Below are 13,135 nucleotides of genomic sequence, written 5' to 3' on the forward strand. Positions count from 1 at the left end.
GTACGTCAGGCGGTGGGCGTACCCATCGCCACGTCGTCGACCCGGATGTTGATCTCGGCGGCCCGCAGTCCGTACGCCTCGATGGCGGACGCCACCGCGGCCCGCACCTCGTTCGTCACCTGCGGTACCGGGTACCCGGCGTCGATCACGAGGACCAGGTTGACCACTGCCGAACCATCGGTGACGTGCGCCGAGCAGCCGCGCCGCGCGTCCCCGACCTGGTCCAGCCCGACCCGGTCCAGCACGGCGTTGAAGAAGCGGGCGATGTCGCCGCCCAGTTCGGCCACCCCGGGCACCGACTTCGCGGCGGCCACCGCGATCTTCTCGACCACCTCGTCCGAGACCGAAGTGCTCCCGCCCGCCACGGTCCCAGGCATCGCCGGCAGCTCCTGAGTAGCGTCGTGCTCCACGCGCCCCACCCTCCCTCGTCCCGGGGAGCGTACATCGACCGTCGATCATGGAGTAACGGCCCCGGCAGAAGCCGCGAAGCAGGCGCAACCAGGGCCGCAACTGCAAGATCGCGGGGTTCGTACCAGGGGCGAGGGGCCGGGGGCGGGGGGCGGGTCAGGAGCCCAGCTGGGAGAGAAGTTCCTCCGCCGCGGCGTACGGGTCGACTGCGCCCTCGGCCACCTTGGCGGCGAGCGTCGGGAGCTGCGTACCGTCGCGCAGTGAGCCGATCCGGGCGCGCAGCACGCCCAGCGCGATGGCCTCGATCTCGGCTGCGGCCCGCGCCTCCCGGCGGCGGCGCAGCTCGCCGTGGCGCTCCAGCCAGTCGCGGTGCTTGTCGATCGCGGCGGCGATGTCGTCGATGCCCTCGGCACGGGCGGCGATCGAGCGCACCACCTGCGGCCGCCACTCGCCCGGCCCGCGCTCACCGAGCGCGATCATGCCCTGGATGTCGCGGACGGTGGCGTCCGCGCCGTCCCGGTCGGCCTTGTTGACCACGAAGACGTCGGCGATCTCCAGGATGCCGGCCTTGACCGCCTGGATCGCGTCGCCCATGCCGGGCGCGAGCAGCACGAGCGTGGTGTCGGCCAGCGAGGCCACCTCCACCTCCGCCTGCCCGACGCCGACGGTCTCGACGAGCACCACGTCGCAACCGGCGCCCTCCAGCACCCGCACCGCCTGCGGCGACGCCGCGGAGAGCCCGCCCAGGTGACCGCGGCTGGACATCGAGCGGATGTAGACGCCCGGGTCGGTCGCGTGGTCCTGCATCCGGACCCGGTCGCCGAGGATCGCGCCGCCGGTGAACGGGCTGGACGGGTCGATGGCCAGCACGCCGACCCGGTGACCGTGCGCCCGCAGCGCGCGTACCAGTTCGTTCGTGGTGGTCGACTTGCCCACGCCGGGCGAACCGGTCAGGCCGACCACCTGGGCGTGCCCGGCGTACGGCGCGAGCGCCGCCGCCACCTGCGGCAGCACCTCGTCGCCGGACTCGACCAGGGTGATCAGCCGGGCCACCGCGCGGGGGTCACCCGCGCGGGCCCGCTCCACCAGCATGGGTACGTCCCGGCTGCGGCGCACCGGCCCGGAGGCCGCCGCCGGGGCGTTGCTCGCGTCGTTCAAGACAATCAGCTCTCGGCGCCGTTCGGTACGTGGATGATCAGCGCGTCGCCCTGCCCGCCACCGCCGCAGAGCGCCGCCGCACCGGTGCCGCCGCCGCGCCGCTTCAGCTCCATCGCGAGCGTGAGTACGAGGCGGGCGCCGGACATGCCGATCGGGTGGCCGAGCGCGATCGCGCCGCCGTTGACGTTCACCTTGTCGGCGCTGATCCCGAGGTCGCGGGTCGACTGGATGCCCACCGCCGCGAACGCCTCGTTGATCTCGATGAGGTCGAGGTCCTCGATGCTCAGGCCGCCCTTCCTCAGGGCGTGGTTGATCGCGTTCGACGGCTGCGAGTGCAGGGAGTTGTCCGGGCCGGCCACGTTGCCGTGCGCGCCGATTTCGGCCAGCCAGGTCAGGCCCAGCTCCTTGGCCTTCGCCTTGCTCATCACGACCACTGCGGCGGCGCCGTCGGAGATGGGCGAGGAGCTGCCGGCGGTGATGGTGCCGTCCTTGGTGAAGGCGGGACGCAGCTTGCCGAGCGACTCGGCGGTGGTGTCCGGGCGGATGCCCTCGTCCTCGCTGATCACCAGCGGGTCGCCCTTGCGCTGCGGGATGACCACCGGGGTGATCTCGTCGCCGAAGTGGCCGTTCTTCTGCGCGGCGGCGGCGCGCTGGTGGCTGGCCGCGGCGAACGCGTCCTGCTCCGCGCGGGTGATGCCGTGCTTCGCGCCGTGACGCTCGGTCGACTCACCCATCGAGCAGCAGTCCCAGGCGTCGGTGAGACCGTCGAGTGCCATGTGGTCCTTGACCGTCACGTCGCCGTACTTGTAGCCGGAGCGCTGACCGAGCAGCAGGTGCGGGGCGTTCGTCATCGACTCCATGCCACCGGCCACCACCACGTCGAACTCGCCGGCCCGGATGAGCTGGTCGGCGAGCGCGATCGCGTCCAGCCCGGATAGGCAGACCTTGTTGATGGTCAGCGCCGGGGTGGACATCGGGATGCCGGCCTCGACGGCCGCCTGCCGGGCCGGGATCTGCCCGGCGCCGGCCTGGAGCACCTGGCCCATGATCACGTACTGGACCTGCTCGGGCGCGACGCCGGCCCGCTCCAGGGCCGCCTTGATCGCGATGCCACCGAGCCCGGTCGCGGGGAGGTCCTTGAGGTTGCCCAGCAGGCGCCCCATGGGGGTCCGCGCGCCGCTGACGATCACCGAAGCCATTGCCTGCCTCCGAGGGGGTGCCGACCTGTACGCCTTAACGATTGTTCGGTCAGACTAGCGTCATGGCTGAGAACTCCCCCGTCGAGCCCGCTGCCGAGTTTGTCACAGACATCGGCCTGCGCCGCATCGACCACGTCGGGATCGCCGTGGCCGACCTGGACGCCGCGATCGACTTCTACCAGCGCACGTTCGGGATGCGCTGCGTGCACACCGAGACCAACGCCGAGCAGGGCGTACGCGAGGCGATGCTCGCGGTCGGGCCGGACGCCTCCGGTGGCATGGTGCAGTTGCTCGCCCCACTGTCCCCGGACACCACGATCGGCAAGTTCCTGGACAAGCGCGGTCCCGGCATCCAGCAGGTCGCGTACACGGTGGCCGACATCGACGTGGCCTGTGCGGCGCTGCGTGAGCGCGGCGTACGACTGCTCTACGACGCCCCCCGGCGCGGCACCTCGGACTCCCGGGTCAACTTCGTGCACCCCAAGGACGCCGGCGGGGTACTGATCGAGCTGGTCCAGCCCTGACATGCAAGGAAGGGCCCCTTCTTAACAGACGTCTGTTAAGAAGGGGCCCTTCCTAACAAGTGGGAACGCGCGCGGCCGTGCGCACTTGCACGTTCCCACGGACACCTCCACGCATCGGTGGATGCGGTTTTTCACACAGGGGTTCCCGCTTTAGCTACCGTTCAGTAACGTCCGCCCGAACAGCAGCGGCGACCGGTGCCGAATGTGTCGATTGCCGACATGGCGGTCCCGTCGCACCGGCGCCGACGATGGCAGCACCCCTGCCCGCGGTGTGCGGGTGCGGACAAACGGGAGGTCACCGTGCAGGACATCCTCGAAGCGATCATGGCGGCGGAGGGTTCGTCGCAGCCGGAGCGGGAGCTCGCCGGCCTCGCCGGCCTGCCCGTGCCGGAGAGCTACCGGGGCGTGGTGGTGCGTGCCGAGGACACCCGCATGTTCGACGGCATGGCCACCCGCGACAAGGACCCGCGCAAGGCGCTGCACGTGCAGGAGGTGCCGACGCCCGAGCTGGGCCCGGGTGAGGCGCTCGTCGCCGTGATGGCCAGCGCGATCAACTACAACACGGTGTGGACGAGCATCTTCGAGCCGCTGCCCACCTTCAAGTTCCTCCAGCGGTACGGCCGGCTCTCCGAGCTGACCCGCCGCCACGACCTGCCGTACCACGTGGTCGGCTCGGACGCCGCCGGCGTGGTGCTGCGCACCGGGCCCGGCGTGACCAAGTGGAAGGCCGGCGACGAGGTGGTCGCGCACTGCCTCTCGGTCGAGCTGGAGGACTCCGCCGGCCACGACGACACGATGCTCGACCCGCAGCAGCGGATCTGGGGCTTCGAGACCAACTTCGGCGGCCTCGCCGAACTGACGGTGGTCAAGGCCAACCAGCTGATGCCGAAGCCGCGCCACCTGAGCTGGGAGGAGGCGGCCAGCCCCGGGCTGGTCAACTCCACCGCGTACCGGCAGCTCGTCTCGCACCACGGCGCGAACATGAAGCAGGGCGACGTGGTGCTGATCTGGGGCGCCTCCGGCGGCCTCGGCGGGTACGCGACCCAGATGGCGCTGGGCGGCGGCGCGATCCCGGTCTGCGTGGTCTCCTCGCCGGAGAAGGCCGAGCTGTGCCGGAAGATGGGCGCCGAGCTGGTCATCGACCGCACCGCCGAGGGGTTCCGGTTCTGGAAGGACGAGCAGACCCAGGACCAGGACGAGTGGCGCCGCTTCGGTGAGCGCATCCGCGAGCTGACCGGCGGCGAGGACCCGGACATCGTCTTCGAGCACCCGGGCCGGGAGACGTTCGGCGCCAGCGTCTACGTCGCCAAGAAGGGCGGCACGATCGTCACCTGTGCCTCCACCAGCGGCTTCAACCACCAGTACGACAACCGCTACCTGTGGATGCACCTCAAGCGGATCGTCGGCAGCCACTTCGCCAACTACCACGAGGCGTGGCAGGCCAACCGCCTGGTCGCGCTGGGCAAGGTGCACCCGACCGTGTCGAAGACGTACGCGCTGGAGCAGACCGGCCAGGCCGCGTACGAGGTGCACCGCAACGCCCACCAGGGCAAGGTCGGCGTGCGGTGCCTCGCCCCCGCCGACGGGCTCGGCGTCCGGGACACCGAGATGCGTTCCCGCCACGAAAGCGCCATCAACCGGTTCCGCGGTCACTGACCGTACGGCCGCCCCGGATTGCCTTTCCGGTTGACCGGGGCGCCATTCGACCGGCGTACGCACAAAGGGCCGCGGGTGCCGACCCGCGGCCCTTTTCGCGCCACCTTCCCCGCAGAAGCCCGACCCGCCCCACCCGCCCGGGAGCTGCCAAGATCGCCAATTGGTCCAGTCTCGCCGGACGGCGCAGTTGACCATGTAAACAGGACGCGAAAGGTGCCCACCGCTCTTGCGAACCACCCTGGGGCGTCTGCCAGTATGTCCCAATGCCCCAGCAGCAGTCCTCCCCTCTTGCGTTCTTCGATAACGCGAACTCACAGCCCGATTTCACCGTTGGCCTGCGTGGATACAACACCAACCAGGTCGACGACTTCATCGGCCGCCTCAGCGCCGCCCTGAGCCAGTCCGAGCAGGCCCGCGCCGAGGCCGAGCAGCGGATGAACGACGCGCAGCGCCGCCTGCGGCAGGCCGAGCAGCGCCAGAGCGCGCTGGAGCAGAAGCTCACCGAGACCAACAAGCAGCTCGAGGAGAACAGCCGGCCGACGCTCTCCGGCCTGGGCACTCGCGTCGAGCAGATCCTGCGGCTGGCCGAGGAGCAGGCCAACGACCACCGCAACGAGGCCAAGCGCGAGTCGGAGGGCATCCTCTCCGCCGCCCGCCTCGAGGCGCGTGAGATCACCGACAAGGCCCGCGCCGAGGCCGCCGCCATGAAGGCGACCGCCGAACGCGAGGCCGGCAGCGTCCGCACCGCCGCCGAGCGCGAGGCCGCCGAGGTCCGGGTGCAGGCCCGCCGCGAGGCCGACACGCTGCGCGCCGACGCCGACCGGGAGACCAAGCAGCTGCGTACGGTCACCGCGCACGAGGTGGCCGAGCTGAAGTCGACTGTCGAGCGCGAGGTCGCCACGCTGCGCGCCACCGCCGAGCGGGAGATCACCCAGCAGCGGGCCAAGGCCGCGCGGGAGGCCGAGGAGAAGCGGGCCGAGGCGACCAAGCTGCTCACCGACGCGCGCGACAAGCGCGACAAGGACCTCCAGGCCCTGGAGCTCCAGCTCGCCGAGCGGCGGGAGAAGGCCGAGCGCGAGGAGTCGGAGCGGCACGCCACCCAGGTCGCGCAGACCCAGAAGCTGGTGAACGAGGCGGAGCAGCGGGCCCGTGCCGCGCAGGAGCGCGCCAAGGAGATCGAGCAGCGGGCCGAGGCCCGCCGGGTCGAGTCCGAGCGCACCGCGAACGAGACCGTCGACAAGGCCAAGGCGCTGGCCGACAAGACGCTCAACGAGGCGCGCGCCGAGGCGCAGCGGGTGCTCAACGAGGCCCGTACCGAGGCGGAGCTGACCACGCAGGCGGCCCGCCGCGAGGTCGAGGACCTGACCCGCCAGAAGGACGCGGTCACCTCGCAGCTCGGGCAGATGCTGTCCGGTCTGGCCGGCATCGTGCCGGGCGTTCCGGCCGGCGGCAAGGCCGAGGCGCCGAAGGCCGACGCCTCCGGGCAGAAGGTGACGGCCGAGTCGGCCGGCTGACCGAGACACCCGCTGTCGGGGGCATGAGCCACGGCGCGGGGTGACACCGGGTGACCGGTGTCACCCCGCGCCGTCATGCGTGTGCGGCCCGCTTCGTCCGGAGGGTGAAGTAGGTCCCAGGAGGGGCGTCCGTATCGCCCCAGCAGAGCCGGATGCGTGTGAGGATGGGGGCATGTCGCACGGCGAGGAACTGTTCGCGCTCGGCGGGGACGTGACGACGGAGCCCAGCTTCGAGTCCGCCCTGCGGGGATACGAGAAACGGCAGGTCGACCGCTACGTCGCTCGCGCGGAGCACGAGATCGCGGCGTTGACCACCGAGCGGGAACAGGCGTACACCCAGATCCACAAGCTGGCCGGTCAGGTCGAGGTGCTCCAGCGCGACCTGGCCCAGGTGCGCAAGCAGGCGGCGGTGGTGGACCGGGCGTCGTTCCGGCACCTGGGGCCGCGCGTCGAGCAGATCCTCACCATGGCCGAGGAGCAGGCCGACGAGATCCTGGCCGCCGCGAACGAGGAGATCGAGGCCCGCCGCGCCGCCGCCGAGCACATCGTCGAGGAGGCCCGGGAGCAGGCCAACAAGGCGCTCAAGGACTTCGAGATCGCGCTGGCCGCCCGCCGGGCCGAGGAGGAGCGGCACACCGCCGCCCGCAAGGCCGAGGCCGAGGCCACGCTCAAGGCCGCCAAGGACGAGTCGGCGAAGCTGCGCAAGGCCGCGCACGACGAGTCGACCAAGCTGCGGACGGCCGCCCAGGACGAGGCCGAGAAGCTGCGCCGGACCGCCCAGGACGCGCTGGCGAAGGCCCAGCAGGAGGCCACCCAGCTCCGCGACACCGCCAGAGAGATCCACGCCCGGGCCCAGCAGGAGGCCGCGCGGCTGCGTGAGGCCGCCAAGGAGGCGCTGGCCAAGGCCCAGCAGGAGGCGAGCCAGCTCCGCGAGGCCGCCAAGGAGGTGCACGCCAAGGGCCAGCAGGAGGCCAAGCGGCTCACCGACGCCGCCGCCGAGGCCGGCCGGGCCACGCACGCCAAGGCGCTGGCCGAGGCCAAGAAGATCGTGGACGACGCGGAGGAGGCCGCCAAGGCCACCCGCGGCCGGGCCCGCACCGAGGCCAACCGGCTCACCACCGAGGCCGCGGAGGCCGGCAAGCGCAACCGCGCCGAGGTCGAGGCGTACGTGCAGCGCACGCGCACCGAGACCGAGGCGTACGTGCAGCAGTCCCGCGCGCAGACCCAGCAGGAGCTGGGCGCGTGGCGGGCCGGGGTGGAGAAGGAGGTCGCCGAGCGGCGGGACGGCGCGGAGAAGGAGCTGGCCCAGCGCCGGGCCGCCGCCGAGCAGGAGTTCGCCAGGCGCCGCGACGAGCTGGACAAGCAGCACACCAGGCGGCAGGAGGAGCTGGAGCAGGCGTACACCACGCGGCGCGACGAGATCGAGCGCACCGCCGCCGGCATCCGTGAGGCCGCCGAGGCCGACGCGCTGAGCATGCGGCAGCAGGCCGAGCTGGAGGCCGCCGAGCTGCTGCGCCGCGCCGAGGCGGACGCCACCGCGCAGCGGCGCAAGGCCGACGAACACGTCGCGGCCTCGCGCCGTCAGTTCGAGGAGTACGCGGCCACCACCCAGCAGCACCTCGCCACCACGCAGCAGCACCTGGCCGCCACCCAGCAGGAGGTGGCCGCCGGCCGGCAGCAGCTCGCCGGGGTGATGCTGGAGATCGCCAAGGCCCAGCAGGAGCTGGCCGACCTGCGTACCGAGACCTGGAAGTCGCGGCAGGAGTCCGACGACCTGCAACGCCGCCTCACCGACCTGCGGCGCGACGCCGACGCGGCCGGGATCGCGGCCACCCCGGTCGATCCGGGCGACCTCGCCGCCGCCTCCACCGGCCGGGCCACGGCCGACAGCAAGCCGGCGGGCGAGGGCACACCGGTCACCAGCGGCGTGGAGACCGTCGGCGACACCCCGGCCGGCGGCGGTGCGCCGGCGGCCGTGAAGGGCACCGCCACCGCGGTTTCGAACGGCGCCGGCCCGGCCAAGGGTGACGGCGGGCCCGCCGACGCGGGCAGGGCGAAGCCGGTCGGCGAGCCGGTGACCACCATGGATTCCCTTGGCGGAGCGGGGGTCGACGGCGAGCCCACTGTGGCGGCCGTACCGGGCGAGGGCGGCCGGGGCGCCACCCCCACGAAGATCACCAGCACCGGTGAGAACGGCAAGCGCCCGACCAAGCCGACCACCGACGAGCGCAGCGCCAAGCCCAGCACCGTGACGGTCGACAAGGACTGAGCCACCCGCCGCGCCGGATCGGGGAGGTGGCGGCCATGGATCCCACCGGCGAGGCGGAACCCGCGCGCGACGCGACGAGCGCCGCCGGCAACCCGCGAATCGGGACGGACACGAGCAGCGGACGGCCCGTCGACGTCGAGCCGGGCGAGTTCGAGCCGAGCGGCCGGTTCGGCGTGCCGGGCCGCCCGCTGCGGCGCAGTGCCTTCCTGATCGGGTTCACCGGCGCGCTCGGCGTGCTGCTGGCGTACGCGCTGTTCCTGGGCATCCGCAACGCCGCCGGCATCCTGGTGCTGGTGGTGATCGCGCTGTTCCTCGCGGTCGGCCTGCACCCGGCGGTGGTCCGGCTGCGCAGGTGGGGCGTGCCGCGTGGGCTGGCCGTCGCGGTGGTGACGCTCGTCGTGGTGCTGCTGATCGTCGGCGGGCTGCTGGCGCTGGTGCCGCCGGTGGTGACCCAGTCCGGCCAGTTCGTGCAGCAACTGCCCGGGTACGTCGAGGAGCTGCGCCGCAATCCCACCGTCAACGACCTCGTGGTCCGCTACGACGTGATGGAACGGGTCCGGGCGGCGGCGGACGCGGACACGATCGGGCGGGCGCTCGGCGGGGTGCTCGGTGGGGCACAACTGGTCTTCGGGACGATCTTCCGCCTGCTCACCGTGCTGGTGCTGACGATCTACTTCCTGGCGTACTTCGACAGGCTGCGCGAACTCGGGTACGCGCTGGTGCCGCGCTCGCGCCGGCAGCGGGTCCGGCTGATCGGCGACGAGATCCTCACCCGGGTCGGCGCGTACATGGTCGGCGCGCTCGCCATCGCGGTGCTGGCCGGGGTTACCACGTTCGTGTTCGCGCTGGCCGTCGGCCTGCCGTACCCGTTCGCGCTCGCGGTGGTGGTTGCGGTGACCGACCTGATCCCGCAGATCGGCGCGACGCTGGGCGCGGTGGTGGTGACGCTCGTCGGGCTCGCCACGGATCTGCCGGTGGGCATCGCCTGCCTGGTGTTCTTCGTGCTCTACCAGCAGGTCGAGAACTACCTGATCTATCCGAAGATCATGCGCCGGGCGGTGTCGGTGAACGAGGTGGCGGCGTTGCTCGCCGCCCTGCTCGGGGTGGCGCTGCTGGGCGTGGTGGGCGCGCTCATCGCGATCCCCACCGTGGCCGCGTTGCAGCTGATCCTGCGCGAGGTGGTGCTACCCCGCCAGGACGCCCGCTGAAGCGGCTACTCGGCGCGTCGCTGGGCCGGGCCGGGCACCGGGGTGTCGGCGAACGCGGCGACCGTGCGGTCGGCGTACGCGCTGACGTCACCGGTCTCCATCGGGCCGTCCCAGGTGGTCGGCAGCGGCAGCGGTACGCCGGGGACGACCCGCTGGACGATCTCGTCCAGCACCTTCTCCGCGTCGCCGACCCACAGGTGCTTGGCACCGTCCACGCCCACCACCTCGGCCTGTGGCACGGCGGCGAACCGCTCCCGGGCCTCCTCCGGCCGCAGGTAGTCGTCGAACTCGGGCACCAGGGCGGTGAGCGGCTTGCCCGTCTCGGCCCAGACCGCCAGGTCCTCCGGGGCGGAGTAGCGCAGCGGCGGGGAGAGCAGGATCGCTCCCGCCACCGCCGGGTCGCAGCCGTACTTCAGCGCCAGGTCGGTGCCGAACGACCACCCGACCAGCCAGATGTTCGGCAGCTCGTGGAACTCGGCGTACTCGATCGCGGCGGCCACGTCGAACCTCTCCCCGACCGCCCCGTCGAACGCCCCCTCGCTGGTGCCGCGGACGCTGCTGGTGCCCCGGGTGTTGAACCGGAGCACGGCCAGGCCGGCCAGCTCCGGCAGCCGCCAGGCCGCCTTGCGGAACACGTGGCTGTCCATCATCCCGCCGTGGGTGGGCAGCGGGTGCAGGCAGACCAGGGTGGCGGACGGCTCGCCCTCCAGCGGCCGGGCCAGCTCACCGACGAGCGTCAGCCCGTCGGCTGTGTGCAGCTCGATGTCCTCCCGGCGGCCGGGCAGGATCGACGACGCGCGAATCGGAGTGCTCACGCCTACCAGTCTCCCGTGTCGGCGGCCCTGCCGCCCAGTGGGACGGGAACCGGGTGATCCAGATCGCTCAGCCGTAGCGCGGGGCGCCCCGGCCGCGCTGAAGGTTCGGGCCGCGCCGGTCCCGGGCCCGCCAGCAGCCGGAGTGCCAGTGCCGGCGATCGGTCAGGTCACCCCGGTCGTCGGCCGGCCAGGCCACCAGGTGCGCCACGCCCGGCCGGATCTCCTGGTCACAGCCGGGACAGCGGTACGTCTTGACGGATGCGCCGCCGCTGATCGCGCGTATCTGCCAGTCGCCGTCGCGCCACTGCTGCACTGTCGGCACGCCGTGGCGGGCACGCTCAGCGTCCAGGCCGGGGCCTTCTTCCCGGCGGGCCCGATTTCGACGGGGACTCACGATCCCAGCCTACGGCCCATCCCCACCCCACCGCCGATGCCCCGAACCCGAGCGATCTCGGTACGGATACGCCCTTCCCGGGGCGGTTCCGTACCAAGATCTCGCTCGTGGCCGGCCGGGATCAGCGGCGGGTGTGGTCGCGGAACCCGCGGCCGGACTTGCGGCCCAGGTAGCCGGCCGTGACCAGGTGCTCCAGCAGCGGCGCCGGGGCGAAGCCGGGCTCGCGCAGCTCCAGGTAAAGCTCCCGCTGGATGGCCAGCGACACGTCCAGGCCGACCACGTCGAGCAGCTCGAACGGGCCCATCGGGTAGCCGCAGCCGAGCTTCATCGCGTAGTCGATGTCGTCGGCGGTCGAGTAGCTGGCCTCCAGCATCTTCACCGCGTCGTTCAGGTACGGGAACAGCAGCGCGTTGACGATGAACCCGGACCGGTCGCCGCAGACCACGCCGGTCTTGCCGAGCTTCGCGCAGACCGCGCGGGCGGTGGCCGACGTCTCGGCGGAGGTGCGGATGGTCTGCACGATCTCCACCAGCGGCATGATCGGCGCCGGGTTGAAGAAGTGCAGGCCGACCACGTCGGCGGGGCGCTGGGTCGCCATCGCCACGTCGATCACCGGCAGCGACGAGGTGGTGGTGGCGAGCACGACGCCGGGCTTGCAGATCTCGTCGAGGCTGGCGAACAGCGCCTTCTTGACGCTCAGCTCCTCGACCACGGCCTCGACCACCAGGTCGACGTCGGCCAGGTGCTCCAGCGTCGCGGACCAGGTGATCCGGCCGAGCGCCTCGTCCCGGTCGGTCTCGCTGAGCTTGCCCCGCACCACGCCCTTGTTCAGCGAGGTCTTGACCGCCTCGCACACCTTCGCGGACTTCTCCGCGCCCCGGGTCACCGAGACGACCTCGTACCCGGCCTTGGCGAACACCTCGATGATGCCGGTGGCCATGGTGCCGGAGCCGACCACGCCGACCTTCGCGATGGCGCGGGTGCCGTCGGCGGGCGCGGCGTCCGCGGCGAGCGGCGTGAACTCGTCGGGTACGACCTTCGGGGAGCCCGGCCGCTCGTAGGTGTAGAAGCCGCGACCGGACTTGCGGCCCAGCAGACCGGCGGTGACCATCTGCTTGAGCAGCGGGGCCGGGGCGTGCCGCCGGTCCCGGCCGCCGCGCCGGTACATGGTGTCGAGGATCTCGTACGCGGTGTCCAGGCCGATCAGGTCCATCAGCGCCAGCGGGCCCATCGGCAGGCCGCAGCCGAGCTTCATGGCGGCGTCGATGTCCTCGCGGGTGGCGTAGCGGGCCTCGAACATGCCGACCGCGTGGTTCAGGTAGCCGAACAGCAGCGCGTTGGCGATGAAGCCGGCCCGGTCGCTGATCGTCACGTCGACCTTGCCGAGCCGCTCGCAGAGCGCCTCCACGTCGGCGACCACGTCCGCGGAGGTGACCACCGTGCGGACCACCTCGACCAGCTTCATCACCGGGGCCGGGTTGAAGAAGTGGATGCCGATGACCTGGTGGGGCCGGGAGGTGGCGACGGAGATCTCGGTGACGCTCAGCGAGGACGTGTTCGTGGCCAGGATCGCCTCGGGCTTGCAGACCCGGTCCAGCTCGGCGAAGATCCGCTGCTTGAGGTCCAGGTGCTCGGGCACCGCCTCGATCACCAGGTCCACGTCGTGCAGCGCGTCCAGCCCGACGCGGAAGTCCACGCGCGCCATCAGGGCGTCCCGCTCGGCCTCGGCGAGCTTGCCCTTGGCCACGGCCCGGTCGGTGGAGCCGGTCAGCGTGGCCCGGCCGCGCTCCAGCGCCGCGTCGGAGATCTCGACGGCTGCGACGTCGAGGCCGTTGCGGGCGAACACCTCCACGATGCCGGCACCCATGGTGCCCAGACCCACCACGCCCACCCTGGTGAACTCCCGCGCCACGACCGGCCTCCCCTGGCTCGACTCCGCCGTCCGCGACATGAACGGCCGCTAAGGTTATGCGCCGGAGTCTGCCATGTG

General features: G+C 72.2%; 11 protein-coding genes. 5 read left to right on the top strand and 6 right to left on the bottom strand.

Annotated elements, in window-relative coordinates:
- Positions 1 to 5: 5 nt before the first annotated feature.
- From C569_RS0126395 to C569_RS0126405, 3 genes are all read right to left on the bottom strand, one after another.
- Complete coding sequence (locus C569_RS0126395) at positions 6 to 410, bottom strand: Asp23/Gls24 family envelope stress response protein (RefSeq protein ID WP_018788743.1); 405 nt, start codon at positions 408 to 410, stop codon at positions 6 to 8.
- A 154-nt stretch (positions 411 to 564) separates the two neighbouring features.
- On the bottom strand, positions 565 to 1,566 hold the full coding sequence (gene meaB / locus C569_RS0126400; RefSeq protein WP_018788744.1) for a methylmalonyl Co-A mutase-associated GTPase MeaB: 1,002 nt from the start codon (positions 1,564 to 1,566) through the stop codon (positions 565 to 567).
- A gap of 5 nt (positions 1,567 to 1,571) precedes the next feature.
- Positions 1,572 to 2,765 carry an acetyl-CoA C-acetyltransferase gene (locus C569_RS0126405; RefSeq protein ID WP_018788745.1) on the bottom strand — a complete coding sequence of 398 codons (1,194 nt, stop codon included), beginning with the start codon at positions 2,763 to 2,765 and terminating at the stop codon, positions 1,572 to 1,574.
- Between the two features lie 62 nt (positions 2,766 to 2,827).
- Here C569_RS0126405 and mce point away from each other — a divergent pair, with 62 nt between their 5' ends.
- The 5 genes from mce (at position 2,828) to C569_RS0126430 (ending at position 9,936) form a co-directional block, all read left to right on the top strand.
- Positions 2,828 to 3,289: a methylmalonyl-CoA epimerase gene (gene mce, locus C569_RS0126410; RefSeq protein ID WP_018788746.1), complete on the top strand. Its 462-nt coding sequence runs from the start codon at positions 2,828 to 2,830 to the stop codon at positions 3,287 to 3,289.
- Between the two features lie 300 nt (positions 3,290 to 3,589).
- Positions 3,590 to 4,945: a crotonyl-CoA carboxylase/reductase gene (gene ccrA / locus C569_RS0126415; RefSeq protein ID WP_018788747.1), complete on the top strand. Its 1,356-nt coding sequence runs from the start codon at positions 3,590 to 3,592 to the stop codon at positions 4,943 to 4,945.
- Between the two features lie 263 nt (positions 4,946 to 5,208).
- On the top strand, positions 5,209 to 6,459 hold the full coding sequence (locus C569_RS0126420) for a DivIVA domain-containing protein (RefSeq protein ID WP_018788748.1): 1,251 nt from the start codon (positions 5,209 to 5,211) through the stop codon (positions 6,457 to 6,459).
- 172 nt (positions 6,460 to 6,631) lie between these two features.
- Positions 6,632 to 8,728, top strand: a complete 2,097-nt coding sequence (locus C569_RS0126425; protein WP_018788749.1) for a hypothetical protein — start codon at positions 6,632 to 6,634, stop codon at positions 8,726 to 8,728.
- 35 nt (positions 8,729 to 8,763) lie between these two features.
- Positions 8,764 to 9,936, top strand: a complete 1,173-nt coding sequence (locus C569_RS0126430) for an AI-2E family transporter (RefSeq protein ID WP_081636041.1) — start codon at positions 8,764 to 8,766, stop codon at positions 9,934 to 9,936.
- Between the two features lie 5 nt (positions 9,937 to 9,941).
- Here C569_RS0126430 and C569_RS0126435 read toward each other — a convergent pair whose 3' ends face one another.
- From C569_RS0126435 to C569_RS0126445, 3 genes are all read right to left on the bottom strand, one after another.
- Entirely contained in the window at positions 9,942 to 10,751 is an 810-nt protein-coding gene (locus C569_RS0126435) for an alpha/beta hydrolase (protein ID WP_018788751.1), read from the bottom strand.
- Between the two features lie 67 nt (positions 10,752 to 10,818).
- Positions 10,819 to 11,145 carry a hypothetical protein gene (locus C569_RS0126440; protein WP_081636038.1) on the bottom strand — a complete coding sequence of 109 codons (327 nt, stop codon included), beginning with the start codon at positions 11,143 to 11,145 and terminating at the stop codon, positions 10,819 to 10,821.
- A 121-nt stretch (positions 11,146 to 11,266) separates the two neighbouring features.
- The gene (locus tag C569_RS0126445) at positions 11,267 to 13,057 is read right to left on the bottom strand and encodes a 3-hydroxyacyl-CoA dehydrogenase family protein (RefSeq protein ID WP_018788753.1); all 1,791 of its coding nucleotides are present in this window, start codon (positions 13,055 to 13,057) and stop codon (positions 11,267 to 11,269) included.
- Positions 13,058 to 13,135: the final 78 nt, after the last annotated feature.

The organism is Micromonospora sp. CNB394 (assembly GCF_000374985.1).
Lineage (GTDB): Bacteria > Actinomycetota > Actinomycetes > Mycobacteriales > Micromonosporaceae > Micromonospora > Micromonospora marina.

Coding starts and splice junctions, on each gene's coding strand:
- C569_RS0126405 (WP_018788745.1), bottom strand. CDS start 2,765: ATGGCTTCGGTGATCGTCAGCGGCGCGCGGACCCCCATGGGGCGCCTG.
- mce (WP_018788746.1), top strand. CDS start 2,828: ATGGCTGAGAACTCCCCCGTCGAGCCCGCTGCCGAGTTTGTCACAGAC.
- C569_RS0126420 (WP_018788748.1), top strand. CDS start 5,209: ATGCCCCAGCAGCAGTCCTCCCCTCTTGCGTTCTTCGATAACGCGAAC.
- C569_RS0126425 (WP_018788749.1), top strand. CDS start 6,632: ATGTCGCACGGCGAGGAACTGTTCGCGCTCGGCGGGGACGTGACGACG.
- C569_RS0126430 (WP_081636041.1), top strand. CDS start 8,764: ATGGATCCCACCGGCGAGGCGGAACCCGCGCGCGACGCGACGAGCGCC.